Annotated in this window: 9 protein-coding genes; all 9 read left to right on the top strand. The window is 33.1% G+C overall.

All coding sequences use genetic code 11. The features are described 5' to 3' along the window. Positions 1–183 precede the first annotated feature (183 nt). Positions 184–3,198: a tetratricopeptide repeat protein gene (locus DIU01_RS01535; protein ID WP_290831499.1), complete on the top strand. Its 3,015-nt coding sequence runs from the start codon at positions 184–186 to the stop codon at positions 3,196–3,198. 38 nt (positions 3,199–3,236) lie between these two features. Continuing rightward, the gene (locus tag DIU01_RS01530) at positions 3,237–5,000 is read left to right on the top strand and encodes a TonB-dependent receptor (RefSeq protein ID WP_290831498.1); all 1,764 of its coding nucleotides are present in this window, start codon (positions 3,237–3,239) and stop codon (positions 4,998–5,000) included. Between the two features lie 173 nt (positions 5,001–5,173). Further along, on the top strand, positions 5,174–5,617 hold the full coding sequence (locus DIU01_RS01525; protein ID WP_290831497.1) for a hypothetical protein: 444 nt from the start codon (positions 5,174–5,176) through the stop codon (positions 5,615–5,617). A gap of 191 nt (positions 5,618–5,808) precedes the next feature. Further along, positions 5,809–7,425, top strand: coding sequence for an asparagine synthase B (gene asnB / locus DIU01_RS01520; protein WP_290831496.1), 1,617 nt, complete (start codon positions 5,809–5,811; stop codon positions 7,423–7,425). Between the two features lie 422 nt (positions 7,426–7,847). Next, the gene (gyrB, locus tag DIU01_RS01515; RefSeq protein ID WP_290831495.1) at positions 7,848–9,788 is read left to right on the top strand and encodes a DNA topoisomerase (ATP-hydrolyzing) subunit B; all 1,941 of its coding nucleotides are present in this window, start codon (positions 7,848–7,850) and stop codon (positions 9,786–9,788) included. A gap of 19 nt (positions 9,789–9,807) precedes the next feature. Continuing rightward, positions 9,808–10,794 carry a DUF6588 family protein gene (locus DIU01_RS01510; RefSeq protein ID WP_290831494.1) on the top strand — a complete coding sequence of 329 codons (987 nt, stop codon included), beginning with the start codon at positions 9,808–9,810 and terminating at the stop codon, positions 10,792–10,794. A 28-nt stretch (positions 10,795–10,822) separates the two neighbouring features. Continuing rightward, positions 10,823–11,755 (top strand): malate dehydrogenase, encoded by a 933-nt coding sequence (gene mdh / locus DIU01_RS01505; protein ID WP_290831493.1) that lies wholly within the window; start codon positions 10,823–10,825, stop codon positions 11,753–11,755. A gap of 126 nt (positions 11,756–11,881) precedes the next feature. Then, on the top strand, positions 11,882–15,328 hold the full coding sequence (locus DIU01_RS01500; protein ID WP_290831492.1) for a T9SS type A sorting domain-containing protein: 3,447 nt from the start codon (positions 11,882–11,884) through the stop codon (positions 15,326–15,328). A gap of 11 nt (positions 15,329–15,339) precedes the next feature. After that, on the top strand, positions 15,340–16,514 hold a 1,175-nt coding region (locus tag DIU01_RS01495; RefSeq protein ID WP_290831491.1), incomplete at its 3' end, for a hypothetical protein.

The following is a 16,514-nucleotide window of genomic DNA, read 5'->3' as shown; positions in this document are numbered from 1 at the left end:
GAATTTTCTATTTTAAGAACTTAACAAGCTGATTTTTATTGTCTCGCAATTTTTTTATATCTAATATTTTAAATCTAATATCTAAAATTACGTTGTTAAGAAAAATGTTTATAATAAAACCAAACAATAGCTCGTTATCCATACTATAATGATAATTTTGAGAGATTAATTAAATTACACACAATGCAAAAAATAACAGCGTTTTTACTACTGAATTTATTGGTTGGTTCTGCAACTCTATCAGCACAACAAACGGAGATTTATATACATCAATTAAGGGAGTTTGATAAAGCCGTTTCGTTATACAATGACCAACAATATCTTGCTGCTCAAATTATTTTTGATAAAGTAAAACAAGATAATGTTTCTCAAGATGTTAAAGCCGATTGTGCTTATTACATTGCATTTTGCGCAATAAAATTAAATCAAAGCAATGCCGATCAATTGATGGAAGATTTCGTGACCGAATATCCAACAAGTTCTAAGCAAAATCAGGCTTATATTGGCGTTTCACAATATTATTTTCAACAAGGAAATTATCCGCAAGCGTTGGAGTATTTTGATAAAGTAGACGAAAGCGGATTAACTTACGCCGAACAAGAAAAATTCAATTTCCAAAAAGGATATGCTTATTTCACTGCCAAAAAGAAAAAAGAAGCAACTACGTATTTCAATAAAGTTCAAAATTCGCAAGAATATGGTTCGCAAGCCAAATATTATTTAGGATTTATGGCTTATGAAGCCGATGATTATAAAGAAGCAACCAAACAATTCGACCAAGTTTCGGGTGAAGAAAAGTACAAAGAAAAGCTGTCTTATTTTCAAGCAGATATGAATTTTAAATTGGGTAATTTCCAAAAAGCAATCGAATTAGGAAAAGCCGCAATGGCAAAATCTAACGCTTTAGAAAAATCAGAATTGAATAAAATTATCGGTGAAAGTTATTTCAATTTGAAGCAATATAACGAAGCATTACCTTATTTGAAAGAATATAAAGGGAAAAAAGGTAAATGGAGCAACACCGATTTCTATCAGTTAGGTTATACGTATTATCAACAAAAAGATTATGAAAATGCGATTATTCAATTCAGTAAAATCATTGATGGAAAAGATTTTGTAGCGCAAAATGCTTACTATCATTTGGGTGAAAGTTACATGAAAACCGACAAAAAGCAACAAGCTTTAAACGCGTTTAAAAATGCATCCGAAATGGAATTTGATTTAAAAATTCAAGAAGATGCGAGTTTAAATTATGCTAAATTAAGTTACGAAATAGGAAATTCATATCAATCGGTTCCTACTGTTTTATCCGCGTTTATGACAAAATATCCAAATTCGCCAAGTAAAAACGAAATCGAAAATTTATTGATTAATTCGTACATCACTTCTAAAAATTATAAAGAAGCTTTAACGTTATTAGAAAAAAATAAAAGCCCAGAAAATCGCTTGGCTTATCAAAAAGTAACGTTCTACCGCGGATTAGAATTGTTTACTGATGGAAGTTATCAAGAAGCTCAAAAAATGTTTAAGGCTTCATTAAAGGAACAAAAAGATGCAAAATTTACTGCGCGAGCTACTTTTTGGAAAGCCGAGTCTGAATATGTATTAGACAATTTTAATGAAGCATTATTGAGTTTCAAACAATTTGAAGGAATGGCCGAAGCTAAAAATACGCCAGAATTTAAAAACATCAATTACAACATTGCATATTGCTATTTCAAACAAAAAGAATACGACCAAGCAGGAAATTATTTCCAAAGTTTTATTGAAACTTCGAAAGACGACAAAACGCGTTTGAATGATTCGTACTTGAGATTGGGCGACAGCCGATTTGTAACTTCCAAATATTGGCCAGCAATGGATGCTTATAACAAAGCAATCGAATTGAAAAGCGTTGATGCCGATTATGCTGCGTTTCAAAAAGCAATTAGTTACGGATTTGTAAGTAAAAATGATAAGAAAATTGAAGATTTCAATAAGTTTTTAGCAACATTTAAAACATCTCAATATCGTGATGACGCGTTGTTTGAATTAGGAAATACCTATGTTGCTGATAACAAAACCGATCTAGGATTGAAAACTTACGACCAATTATTAAGCGAATTCAAAAACGGAACGTATGCTTCAAAAGCGGTTTTACGTCAAGGTTTGATTTATTACAATGCAAGTAAAGACGATCAAGCGATTACTAAATTCAAAAAAGTGGCAGCCGATTATCCTAGAACTCCAGAAGCACTTGAAGCAGTTGCTACAGCAAGATTAATTTATGTTGATAATGGAAAAGTAGACGAATATGCATCTTGGGTAAGAACATTAGATTTTGTAGAAGTTTCTGATACCGAATTGGATAACGACACTTATGAAGCTGCCGAAAAACAATATTTGCAAAATAACACCAAACAAGCCATCGCCACTTTAAGTAGTTATGTTGCTAAATTTCCTAAAGGAATTCATGCATTGAAAGCTAATTTCTACTTGGCACAATCGTATTATGCTGATGGTTTAGAAGCCAATTCTATTCCGAATTACGAATATGTAATTGCGCAATCTAAAAGTGAATTTACAGAACAAGCATTGGCTCGTTTAAGCGAAATTCATTTGAAGAAAAACGATTTTGCAAAAGCAATTCCGGTTTTAAAACGATTGGAAACTGATGCTGATTTTCCACAAAACATCACATTTGCACAAGCTAATTTGATGCGTTCGTATTACGATCAAAAAGATTATCCCAACGCAGTTGTTTATGCTGATAAAGTGTTGAACAATCCAAAAACAGATAACAAAGTAAAAAGTGATGCTCAAATTATCGTTGCACGTTCGGCTGTAAAAGCGAATGATGAAGGTAAAGCAAGAACGGCTTATGCAAATTTATTGAAAATTGCCAAAGGTGAATTAGCTGCCGAAGCATTATATTATGATGCTTATTTCAAAAATAAAGATTTAAAATACGATGATTCTAACAAGTCAGTTCAAAAATTAGCTAGAGATTATTCGGGTTACAAATATTTTGGAGCAAAAGGATTGGTTGTCATGGCTAAAAATTATTACGGATTAAAAGACAGTTTTCAGGCAACATCAATTTTGGAAAGTGTAATTGATAATTTTTCTGATTATCCAGATGTTGTTCAAGAAGCCAAAACCGAATTGGATAGTATCAAAACCGAAGAAGCAAAAACCAATTCGTCAATTAACAAATAAATCTTTGTGCAACTCTTGTAATAGATAAAAAAATAAAAATGAAAATCAATTTCCAATATAAAATCGCCATTGTAACTGTTCTTTTTGGAACGCAACTTACAATCGCACAAAAGAAAGATCAAAACATTGGTAACGAAGTGGTAAATGTGGTAAAACCATATACGCCAACAATTTCTGATGCTTTTAAAGTAAAAGAAACACCATCATTAGACGATGACGATAATAGTAAAAAAGAGAACATTCAGTACAATATTTTCTCTTTTCCAGTAGCGTCAACTTTTACACCTTCTAAAGGTAAAGCAGCAAATGTTGATAAAGAAGAACAAGAAAAATTGTTTAGTAATTACGCCACTTTAGCAGCAGGAAATTACGGAAACATCAACGCCGAATTATTTGTAACTCAAACATTAGAAAACAATAATTACGTAGGAGCAATGTTGCGTCATCTATCTTCGCAAGGCGGAATTAAAGAAGCGGTTTTAGACGATAAATTCTCAAATACTTCTTTAGATTTAACCTACGGAAGCAGAACAAGAGAAATGTCATGGAATGCCGATTTAGGTTATTCTCGTCAGATGTACAATTGGTATGGATTAAATCCAGCTTTATATGAAACGCTTTTGCCAGCCGATAGAATTGCTTTTATCGATGGAATTGATCCAAAACAAACGTATCAAAATATTTCTCTTGGCGGAAGATTATCCCTCAAAGAAAGTGTTTTTAAAGAAGCATCAATAAAATTCAATCGTTTTTCAGATGCGTTTTCATCTGCCGAAAATAGATTTGTTGCAAAACCATCATTCGCCTTTGAATTTTTAGAAGAAAATATAAAAGCCGATTTCGTATTAGATTATATTGGTGGAAGTTTTGACAAAGATTATTTAGGTAATAGCGAAATAAAATACGGATTTACAAACATCGGTTTTAAGCCAAGTTTCCAAATTTTGAAAGATGATTTATCTGTAAATGTAGGAATTGGTTTGTTCTATTCGATGGCAAATCAAGAAGGAGATAACAAGTTTTTTATCTATCCAAATATCACGGCTTCCTATAAAATTGTTGGCGATTTAATGATTGCTTACGCTGGAGCAGAAGGTAATTTGAAACAAAATTCGTTTCAAGAATTCACGCAAGAAAATTTCTTTGTTTCACCAACTTTAGGAATTTCACCAACCGATCAAAAGTTTGATATTTATGTTGGATTGAAAGGAAAATTAGCGAATTCTATCAGTTATAATGTTCGTGGTTCGTACTTAAATGAAGATAACCGAGCATTGTTTAGAAATAATGAGTACAATTATGACAATGCAAATACTGAAGGTTATGCCTACGGAAATTCATTTGATGTAGTTTACGATAATGTAAAAACATTAAGTTTCTTTGGTGAATTAAAAGCCGATTTCTCTAAAAATGTGTCTTTCGGAATCAACGGAACTTTCAGTAATTATTCTGAAAAAGACCAAAACGAAGCATGGAATTTACCAACTTTAAAAATTGGTTCTAATGTAGATTTTAACATCACGCCAAAATGGTCGGCAGGAGTTAATGTTTTCTTTGTTGGAGAACGAAAAGACCTAGTTACTCTTACTTCATTTGATCCAGCAATTCCAAATGTAAGCGAAATCGTCACACTTGATAGTTACTTTGATTTAAATGCTAACGTAGGTTACAAATACAGCGATAGATTGACTTTTTTCTTAAGAGGAAATAACATTGCCAACCAAAAATACCAACGTTGGATAAATTATCCTGTTCAAGGAGTTCAAGGATTGGTTGGAGCAAATTACAAATTTGACTTTTAATTAATGCCACAAAGGCACGAAGGCACAAAGTAATTTTAATATTATCTTTGTGCCTTTTTTAATACTTTGTTGCTAAATAGCTACATCAAATAAATAGTGCTATTTTAACGCTTTAAAATTATAAATATTTCTTTTTTAAAAAACTTTTAGACTTAGTGTCTTCGTGGCTAAATATGAAACAACAAATCCTTCAACAACACCAACAATTACTTCAAGATAAAATCGATATTTTTCGCGATATGATAACTGCATTAACCGAAGATGCTCAAAACGATGCTAAAGGTTCGGCTGGTGATAAACACGAAACCGCTTTGTCCATGATGCATATCGAACAAGAAAAACTAAATCATAAATTAAAAGAAATTCTGGCCCAAAAAGCCATTATTGATAAAATTGATGCTTCCGCAAATCATACTAAGATCGCTTTAGGAAGTTTAGTTCAAGCCAATGGAATGTTACTTTTTATAAGTGCCGCTTTACCCAAAATCACAGTCGATGATAAATCGATAATAGCAGTTTCTCCGCAATCTCCACTTGGAAATAAATTAATGGGAAATAAAGTTGGATTTTCGTTTGAGATAAATACTACTAAGTATGAAATTCAGTCTATTGAATAGATTTGAATTCTGTTTTTACAATCTCAAACCCAAAACTCCATTTCCAAACCAATTTACTTTCATATATATATCATAAATACATTTTTACTTTAAATTTATAACTAAATAGTCTTTTTTGGTTTTAATATTTGAATCAATACCGCAATTTTGCTTCATCAAATAAAACAAAGTACAATTAAAAGGAAAAGAGTATGTGTGGTATATTAGCAATCATAGGAAAAGGAAAAGACGAGCAATTAGTAAAACAACTTTCTAAAAGAATGTCACATCGTGGTCCAGACGAAAGTGATATTCATGTTACAGAAAACGGACATATATTAAGTCACGAACGTTTGTCAATTATCGATTTACATTCGGGTAAACAACCAATTCAAGGAACGTCTTCTGCGTGGATGATTCACAATGGAGAAATATACAACCATCAAGCTTTAAGAGATGGCGTTTTAAAAGGTCATACTTTTAAAACCAAATCCGATTCTGAAGTTATTGTACATTTATATGAAGAATTCGGATATGATTTTGTTGATATGCTAGACGGCGATTTTGCTTTCGTAGTAATCGATGGTGACAACTACATTGCAGGTCGCGATCCGCTAGGAGTGAAGCCATTGTATTATGGAATGGACGAAAGAGGAAGAGTTTATTTTGCTTCCGAAATGAAACCCATTGCAGATCAATGTAAAACATTTTCAACATTTCCTCCAGGACATTATTACACTCCAGAAACCGGTTTTGTAAAATACTACAAACCAGAATATGAAGATTTTACCAAAGCAACAAAAGAACTTGATTTACTAGAAATAAGAGAAGCTTTAACCGAAGCTACACGCAAGCGTTTAATGAGCGATGTGCCAATTGGCGTATTACTTTCTGGCGGATTAGATTCGTCTTTAACATCATCAATCGCAGCTCGTTTATTGAAAGAAAAAGGTAAAGATTTGCATTCGTTTTCTATCGGATTAGATGCCGATGCTCCAGATGCAAAAGCAGCTCGTAAAGTAGCCGAATTTTTAGGTACAAAACACCACGAAGTTCATTTTACAATCGAACAAGGAATTGAGATTTTAGATAAATTAATTTGGCATCTTGAAACCTACGATGTAACATCAGTAAGAGCAAGTACACCAATGTATTTCTTGTCGAAAGCTATTACCGATATGGGAATTAAAGTAGTACTTTCTGGTGAAGGTGCAGACGAAATTTTTGGAGGCTATTTATACTTCAGAAACGCACCAACTACCGAAGATTTCCAAAAAGAAACCATAGAAAGAGTACAAAAATTATTTACAGCCGATTTACTTCGTGCCGATAAATCAACAATGGCACACGGATTAGAAGCAAGAGTTCCATTCCTAGACAAAGCTTTCTTAGATGTTGCAATGACCATAAAAGGCGAAGAAAAACAACCAAAAACCTACGACGGAAAAGAGAAATATATTCTAAGAAAAGCATTTGATACACCAGACAATCCGTATCTTCCAGATGAGGTTTTATGGCGTCAAAAAGAACAATTTTCAGACGGAGTTGGTTACAGTTGGATTGACACTTTAATCGAATTCTGCGCTTCGCAAGTTACTGATGAGCAAATGGAAAGCGCAGCACAATTATTTCCTTACAACACGCCAGCAACCAAAGAAGCATTTTATTACAGAACCATTTTCAATAAATATTATCCACAAGTAAGCGCGGCACAAACCGTTAGAAAATGGATACCAAAATGGCAAGAAAATCAAGATCCATCAGGTAGAGCAAATGCGGCACACGTTCAAGCCGATACCGAAATTGCAAAAGCTACCATCACAGCATAATCATTTTTCGATTATTTAAAATTTAGTTTGTTTGTTAAATCTGGGCCAGTTTCAGATGCTAAGACGTTTACCAATAAGGTAAGCGTTTTTTGTTTAATCTATAATTGTTTAGTTTTCTATTTTTATTAGAAGCGAATCGCTCGGGATTTATTTGTAATCCATTTTCCTGCTTTCCGTTCCAATCCCGATAAAAATCGGGATTTCCTCTGCAATCAGGGCTAGTTAGTATATGTCAGTATATCAATTAGTTGCAAATAACAACAATTTCCAAACTTCAAAAATCGGCTTTAAATCCATTAAAAATTATTAAGAGGTAAATGTTAATAACTTAAGCGATAAATTGCTTAAAATCGCTTTAAAATCGTCTTTACTTTTGTATATTTGCGTGTTAGACAAAAATCATACTCACGATACAATTTAATATGAGCGACGAAATTAAAAAGAATAGCTATTCAGCCGACAGTATTCAAGCATTAGAAGGAATGGAGCACGTAAGAATGCGACCATCCATGTACATTGGAGATACAGGCGTTAGAGGTTTACACCATTTAGTTTATGAAGTAGTTGATAACTCGATAGATGAGGCATTAGCAGGTCATTGCGACACAATAAGCGTATTTATTAATGAAGACAATTCGGTTACCGTAGAAGACAATGGTCGTGGTATTCCAGTTGATATGCACAAAAAAGAAGGCGTTTCTGCTCTAGAAGTAGTAATGACCAAAATTGGTGCTGGAGGAAAATTCGATAAAGATTCTTATAAAGTTTCGGGTGGACTTCACGGTGTTGGTGTTTCTTGTGTTAATGCACTTTCAGATAATCTAAAAGCAACTGTTTTCAGAGACGGAAAAGTGTACGAACAAGAATATGAAAAAGGTAAAGCAATGTATCCAGTTAAGCAAGTTGGTGAAACAACTAAGCGCGGAACAATGGTTACTTTTCACCCTGATAAAACCATTTTTACTCAAACAATTGAGTATTCTTACGATACACTTGCAGCACGTATGCGTGAATTATCGTTCCTAAACAAAGGAATTACAATCACACTTACAGATAAAAGACATACAAAAGACAACGGCGATTTTGAAGGTGAAGTTTTTCATTCAAAAGAAGGTCTTAAAGAATTCGTTCGATTTTTAGATGCTGGTAGAGAACCAATTATTTCTCACGTAATAAGCATGGAGCACGAAAAAGGAGAAATTCCTGTTGAGGTTGCTCTTGTTTACAACACAAGTTACTCTGAAAATATTTTCTCTTACGTAAATAATATCAACACACACGAAGGTGGAACGCACTTGCAAGGTTTCCGTATGGGTTTAACTCGTACTTTAAAGAAATATGCCGATGCTTCTGGACTTTTAGATAAATTAAAATTTGAAATCTCAGGTGATGACTTCCGTGAAGGTTTAACAGCTATTATTTCGGTAAAAGTTTCAGAACCACAATTTGAAGGTCAAACTAAAACCAAACTAGGAAATAGAGAAGTAGTTTCTCCAGTTTCGCAAGCGGTTTCAGAAATGCTTGAAAATTATTTGGAAGAAAATCCAAACGATGCTAAAATCATTGTTCAAAAAGTAATTCTTGCTGCTCAAGCTCGTCACGCTGCCAAAAAAGCACGTGAAATGGTACAACGTAAAACTGTTTTAGGCGGTGGAGGTTTACCAGGAAAATTATCAGATTGTTCAGAGCAAGATCCAGCAAAATGTGAAGTATATCTTGTCGAAGGAGATTCGGCAGGTGGAACTGCAAAGCAAGGTCGCGATAGAAACTTTCAAGCCATCATGCCATTAAGAGGTAAGATTTTGAATGTTGAAAAAGCAATGCACCACAAAGTTTTTGAAAACGAAGAGATTAGAAATATCTTTACTGCTCTTGGTGTAACTATCGGTACAGAAGAAGATTCTAAAGCGTTAAATCTTGAAAAATTAAGATACCATAAAGTAATTATTATGTGTGATGCCGATGTCGATGGAAGTCACATTGCTACATTAATTCTTACGTTCTTCTTTAGATTTATGCGTGAATTAATTGAAGGCGGACACGTTTATATCGCTGCGCCACCTTTATATTTAGTTAAAAAAGGAAACAAAAAAGAATACGCTTGGACAGACGATCAACGTGACTTGGCTAACGAAAGAATGGGCGGAAGCGCTGCAATTCAACGTTATAAAGGTCTTGGAGAAATGAATGCTGAGCAATTGTGGGAAACTACAATGGATCCAGAATTTAGAACATTACGTCAGGTTAATATTGATAATTTGGCCGAAGCTGATAGAGTTTTCTCAATGTTAATGGGAGATGAGGTTCCGCCAAGAAGAGAGTTTATCGAGAAGAATGCAGTGTATGCAAATATCGATGCTTAATAAGTTTTCTAAATATATAATGATAGGGATTTGTTTGATTTTTTCAAGCAAATCCTTTTCTCAATCAGATCAATTGTTACAAGATTTAGGGTATCTCATTGACGATGCCCTATTTTTTTCTGATAAATACATTACGCCTGCAACCGATGCTGCTGTGTATCAATCTTCTTCGGGTTGGGTTTATTCGGCTAAAAAGAGAAAATTGTGGGATGTAACGGTTGGTGTCAATACTAATTTCTTTTTCGTCCCAAATAGCGACACAGCATTTAAGATAAAAAACAGCGATTTTCAATTGCTAAGTATTGAAAGCGGAGCAACATCGGCAACAGTTCCAACAGCAATAGGAAACGGAGATCAAATTTATCTTGCTGGAGCATTAGATGGGGAAACCATCCGAATTGAAACACCAAAAGGAATTAATCAGAATGTAGTGATTTATCCGCATTTATCTGGAGCACTTTCGCTTTGGTATGGAACAGAATTTTTAGTAAAATATTCACCACGAGTAGAATTAAAACGAAGTGAATATCAAGTATATGGCTTCGGGATAAAACATAATTTGAGTCAGTATTTTAAATCATTACAAGCAAATAAAATCAATTTGGCAGCTACAGCAACGTATTCCAATGAAGATGTAAGTTTTGATTTTTTAGACATTCAAACCGATTTTGGAAACCTCGGAATCAATAGATTGAGTGGTTTGGTTGATACATATCAAATGCAACTAAACGCATCAAAAGAATACAAGAAATTTGAAATTTTAGCCGGATTTATAGCCAACGTTAGTGATTTCGAATACAAATTAACAGGAACAAAAGGTGCAATCGAAGAAACTATTCCGTTGCAATATATTTTAAATCAAAGATTGAAAGAAATCTACAAGACAAAAGCCAATTTTATGGGCGAAATTTCGGGTAGATATCAAATTAGCAAAATTTTTATACAATCTACGATTGCTTTTGGTAAATTTGTGAATTCAAATTTATCAGTTCAATACGAATTTTAATTTTTTTTAAATATAAACACACAATAAAATGAAAGTTACAATAGTAGGAGCAGGAAACGTTGGTGCAACATGCGCAGATGCAATCGCTTACAGAAGAATTGCGAGTGAAATCGTATTATTAGATATTAGAGAAGGTTTTGCTGAAGGTAAAGCTTTAGATATCATGCAAACGCAAACCACTTTAGGATACAACACCAAAGTATCTGGAAGTACTAATGATTATTCTAAAACTGCTGGAAGTGATGTAGTGGTTATTACATCTGGAATTCCGAGAAAACCTGGAATGACTCGTGAAGAATTAATCGGAATTAACGCTGGAATTGTAAAAACCGTTGCTGAAAATTTATTACAACATTCGCCAAATTGTGTTGTTGTTGTAGTTTCAAATCCAATGGATACAATGACTTATTTAACATTAAAAGCAACAGGATTGCCTAAAAACAGAATCATCGGAATGGGTGGCGCTTTAGACAGTTCACGTTTTAAATGTTATTTATCTCAAGCATTAGACAAACCTGCAAATGACATTCAAGGTATGGTAATTGGTGGTCATGGTGATACAACTATGATTCCGTTAACGCGTCTTGCGTCTTATAATGGAGTTCCAGTTTCTGAATTTTTATCATCAGAAGAATTAGAAAAAGTAGCTGCCGATACTATGGTTGGTGGAGCGACTTTAACTGGTTTATTAGGAACTTCAGCTTGGTACGCGCCAGGTGCATCTGTTGCTTATTTAGTAGATAGTATTTTACACGATCAAAAGAAAATGATTCCATGTTCGGTATTTTTAGAAGGTGAATACGGACAAAACGATATCTGTATTGGTGTTCCATGCATCATCGGTAAAAACGGAATTGAAAAAATTGTTGACATTAAATTAAACGAAGACGAAAAAGCGAAATTTGCAAAAAGTGCTGATGCAGTTAGAGCAATGAATGCCGATTTGAAATCGATTTTATAAAACAAAAAATCTAAATTAGAAAAGAGGTAGCAATTTTAATTGTTACCTCTTTTTTTGTTAATATTGAAATATTTTGTTTTTGTAAGTTATTTATGATTAACTTCGTTATAACCAAATCAATTATTTATGAAACAACACACACACACACACACACACAGACTTTGTGATGAAAAGTTTACCTTTTTATTTTCTTTAATTATTTTCATGTTGCCTTTTTTTGGCTTTACGCAATCTAATTGTACAATAGGTGGTATAAACATCAATGCTACAGGATCTTTCACTTACATCAATGGATATGAGCCACCATTTGGTCCTTTTCCACCAGCAACTGTATGTACTCAAATAACTGCTCCATACACAGGAGTTGGTCAGGGAACAGGAAACTTAGCAGGAGGATCGTTAACTTATACATTTAGTAAACCTGTAACTAGTGCAACTGTTTCTTACAGCGCTGTTACTAATGATGATGTTGCTACAGTAACAATTAATGGATGTGGTACGCCAACATTATCAAGTTCTTGTAGGTTTAATGTTGCTGGAAATATTGTTTCATGCGATAATGGTTTTTATGGCGATGCAGTTTTGACTGTCACATCCGGTGGTTTACCATTTACAACCATCACAATAACAAATATTAATAACGCGTCTGGAATTGTAATGGGAAATCCTTGTAAATTTTTATTAACGCCATATGTTTGTTCGATTGCAACTACACCAGCTTTAAGTACTTTAAGTTTAACAAATATTTGCCCAAGTTTAACAGTAAATTTAAACTCAATTACCGCTTCAAACACCCCATCATGTAGTACATTAACATGGCATACTAGTACACCTGCAACAAATTTAAATTTAGTTTCAAATGCAAATGCGGTAACCACTGGAACGTATTACGCATCATTTTTAGTTGGTGGAACTACAACTTGTTTTGGTCCAACCAAGGCTGTAACAGTAAACACATATGGCTGTAACTCTAATTTAAGTATTACTAAAAACATAAGTAATTTAACACCAAGTGTGGGTTCTAATGTCAGTTTTACTATAGTAGTTACTAATAATGGAACCGATAATGCCAATAATGTTGTTGCTGTAGATAATTTACTTTCTGGTTATACATTTGTAAGTGCTTCTACATCGTCGGGCTCATGGAGTGCGCCTAATTGGAATATTGGAAATTTAAATAATGGCGCAAGCGCAACACTTACAATTGTAGCAACAGTAAGACCTACAGGAAATTATAGTAATTCTGTTTCGGTGACTTCAAATCAGGCTGATATAAATCTTTCTAATAATTCGGCTTCAGTAACGCCTAATGTTATTTATGCCGTAAATGATAATTTTAGTGCAAATTCTGTAAATAATATTTTTAGTTGTGATGGTGGTTCAACTCCAAGTGTTTTTGGAAATGATTTGCTTAATAATAATCCAGTTTCTAGTTCAAATGTGACCGTTTCTTTTATTGCGCCTATACCAATAGCAGGAGCAACAATTAATTCTAATGGAATAATTTCAATACCATCAAATGTGCCAGCGGGAATTTATAATTTTACCTATCAAATTTGTCAGTCGTCGCTTTCTTCTAATTGCACCACAGCAACAGCAACAATAAAAGTTGTTTCACCAATTTTTGCTAATGATGATAATTTTACTACTCCAATAAGTGCTTTGTCAGGAGGATTAACCCCAAATATATTATCAAATGATACGGTAAATGGAACAATTGCTTCTGCAGGAAATGTTGTAGTTACAATAATTTCATCCTCTCCAAATATTTTGAATCTTAATGTAACAAGTACTGGTCAAATATTAATTCCGCCAGGACTTACAAATGGAACCTACACAATAACATATTCTATCACAAGAATTGGATGCTCGGTAAGTTATGATTATGGAGTTGTAACTATAATAGTATCAGATATAATCAATACACCAGATGCTGTCCCAGGTATTCGCGCAAATAACATAGTTAGTTGTGTTGATACGCAATCCGACAATAAAATAATAATTTCAGGTTACTTTACAGATTATAATGGTGTAACATTAAATAAAATAGCAAGATTAAAAGCTGATTTAACTATAGATAATACAACAGTATTCAATACTTCTGGTCCTTTGTTCTCAGGAGTTTCTAATACAGTTGCGTTAGATTTAAAAGTATTAAGAAGCCCAGAACATTTAGACAAAATACTTGTTGTAGGCAGTTTTACATCATTCAGTGGTAGTTCAATTCAAGGAAGAGGAATCGCTAGATTGATGCCTAACGGTGATATTGACCCAACTTTTAATACACAATCATTACCTGCAGGAACTATAAGAGGTGTTTCTGGTAGTAATTCACAAATTAGAGTAGTCTATGTATATCCTCCAACAGCGCTTTTTGGAAATGCAGGAAAAATTTTAATTGGTGGAATGTTTCAATTTTATAATGGTTATCCAAGTTATAAATTAGCTCGTCTTAATAGTGACGGAAGTCTAGATACAGCATTTAGTAATAATATTAATACGATAGTAGGTGATTTAACAACTCCTACCAATGGATTTAATAGTGCTCCTCAAGCTATAGATGTTAATCAAGTAACTGGTGATATTATTGTGGGTGGCCATTTTACAGAGTTTAATGGTTATTCTAGAACAAATATTTTAAGATTACATAATGATGGTACATTAGATTTAGATTTTAACAAAATTTATATGGATTTGGGTGGGAATAAGCCAAATTTAACAGGACATTCCATTCAAGAAATTATTATTCAACCAAATGGTAGTATTTTAATTGGAGGTTTTTTCTCCAGATATAATAATCAAGTTGTAAACAGCATAGCACGACTATTGCCGGATGGTGCATTAGATTTTGATTTTAATTTTAATCCTAATCTAGTAACACCAGGTTTTTTTCCAACATATAATGCTTTTTCTGGAACTGGTTATGATACAGAACCTGCAGGTATGATTAGGTCAATGGTTTATGAGCCAGCTGTGGGAGGAACTCCCGCAAAACTCTTTGTGTCTGGTGATTTTACTAAGTATAACGGGTTAGATGTTCCAAAAGTTATTCTTTTAAATTGTGCCGCAACTGGAACAACTGGTTCAAGGGATATATCTTTTAAAATGCATCCAACTTTAATAACAAGTGGCGGTCCAAATGATAGCGTATGGAGTATGAAAAAACAAGGTGCTAAATTATTATTAGGTGGTAAATTTACTATGTATAATACTTTGTCTGCAATGCGTGTTACTAGAGTTCTTCCTGTTTTTGGATCTGAAACGTTTCAATCACGAGGTCATAATTCTTATTACGAAAGTGAAATGGAAATTGATTTATTTTCTAACGAATCCGATAATTTTATCATTTCCCCAAATCCATCAAATGGTATTTTCTCTATAAGGCAAATTGAAAAAAATAATTCCATTCATTTAATTTCAATTTATAACATCCTTGGACAAAAAGTTTTTGAAAAAGAGACTTTCATGAATGATAGTTTTACAATTGATTTGGAAAAAGTACAGAAAGGAACTTATTTCGTAACTATAGCAGATGGGGTTTCTACAAAAAAGAAAATAATAGTAATTAAATAATTTTTAGAGCTATGAAAAAGTTATTTGTTTTAGGTTTATTGTTTGTCAATGGATTAGTTTTTTCTCAATCAGTTTCTTATGATTCATCTTTTGGTATAAATGGTAAAGTTCTAATTAATAAATGTATAGGAGGTTATGTTGTAGGTTCAATAGATTTACAATCGGATAATAAAATTGTACATGGTTATGGTGGATATAATAATATTTATGGTTTTTTTTCAAGAACAAATTCAAATGGTACTCTAGATACTACTTTTGGAGATAACGGATATTACGAATTAAGTACAAATACTACATCCGTTTTGCAACCTGATTCAAACTATACAATGGTTGATCTTGAAGTACAAAATGATAATAAAATTGTTTCGGCAGGAAGACGCGAGTCGCTTGCTGCATCTACTTTTTGTATTTCACGTTTAAACTCAAATGGAGGATTAGATACTACATTTAATGGTACAGGTTTTCTTGAAGTTAGTTTTGGGACAGGTGCTAGTAGAGGTAACTGTATGAAAATACAAAATGACGGAAAGATTTTAGTCGGAGGAAAAACAGGAAGTAGTTCTGAGTTTTTTTCAATTTTACGACTAAATTTAGCTGGAACATTTGATACCTCATTTGGAACTTTGGGTAAAGTACAAACTCCAATGATTGGTCAATCATTGCCTTATAGCATAGCAATTCAAACTGATGGAAAAATCCTTATGGGAGGATATGTTTTAAATGGTTCAAATGGATATGATTTTGCTCTTGTTCGTTATTTGTCTAATGGTACGTTAGATACAAGTTTTGGTACTAATGGTATTGTAATAACAACTATAAACACTTCTTATAACGACATTATCCGTAAAGTACTAGTTCAAAATGACGGTAAAATATTAGTTGTTGGTAACAATGCAGATGGCAGTGGCGCAAGTAGAGTTGCGATGGTAAGATATTTGAGTACCGGAGCAATTGATACAACTTTCGCAACAAATGGTGTTTACATTTCAGATTATTATGGAGCGTCATTTGATGCAGAGTTACAAATTGATGGAAAAATAGTTGTTTCAGGTTATAGTTTTCAAGTTAATAAATATGTATTTAGTGTTTTCAGATATTTATCTAACGGAACTTTAGATATTGATTTTGTTAACAGTAATGTTTCTTTTCCATTTGATGGTGAAACAAATAATATTGCATTTTCTAT

Origin of the sequence: Flavobacterium sp. (assembly GCF_003525665.1) — a bacterium.
In the GTDB taxonomy this organism is placed as follows: Bacteria; Bacteroidota; Bacteroidia; order Flavobacteriales; family Flavobacteriaceae; genus Flavobacterium.
This window is presented reverse-complemented; position numbering and strand designations above follow the sequence as displayed.

What these genes read in the sequence shown, in the direction of transcription:
- DIU01_RS01535 (WP_290831499.1), top strand. Translation starts at nt 184, where the DNA reads ATGCAAAAAATAACAGCGTTTTTACTACTGAATTTATTGGTTGGTTCT.
- DIU01_RS01530 (WP_290831498.1), top strand. Translation starts at nt 3,237, where the DNA reads ATGAAAATCAATTTCCAATATAAAATCGCCATTGTAACTGTTCTTTTT.
- DIU01_RS01525 (WP_290831497.1), top strand. Translation starts at nt 5,174, where the DNA reads ATGAAACAACAAATCCTTCAACAACACCAACAATTACTTCAAGATAAA.
- asnB (WP_290831496.1), top strand. Translation starts at nt 5,809, where the DNA reads ATGTGTGGTATATTAGCAATCATAGGAAAAGGAAAAGACGAGCAATTA.
- gyrB (WP_290831495.1), top strand. Translation starts at nt 7,848, where the DNA reads ATGAGCGACGAAATTAAAAAGAATAGCTATTCAGCCGACAGTATTCAA.
- DIU01_RS01510 (WP_290831494.1), top strand. Translation starts at nt 9,808, where the DNA reads ATGATAGGGATTTGTTTGATTTTTTCAAGCAAATCCTTTTCTCAATCA.
- mdh (WP_290831493.1), top strand. Translation starts at nt 10,823, where the DNA reads ATGAAAGTTACAATAGTAGGAGCAGGAAACGTTGGTGCAACATGCGCA.
- DIU01_RS01500 (WP_290831492.1), top strand. Translation starts at nt 11,882, where the DNA reads ATGAAACAACACACACACACACACACACACAGACTTTGTGATGAAAAG.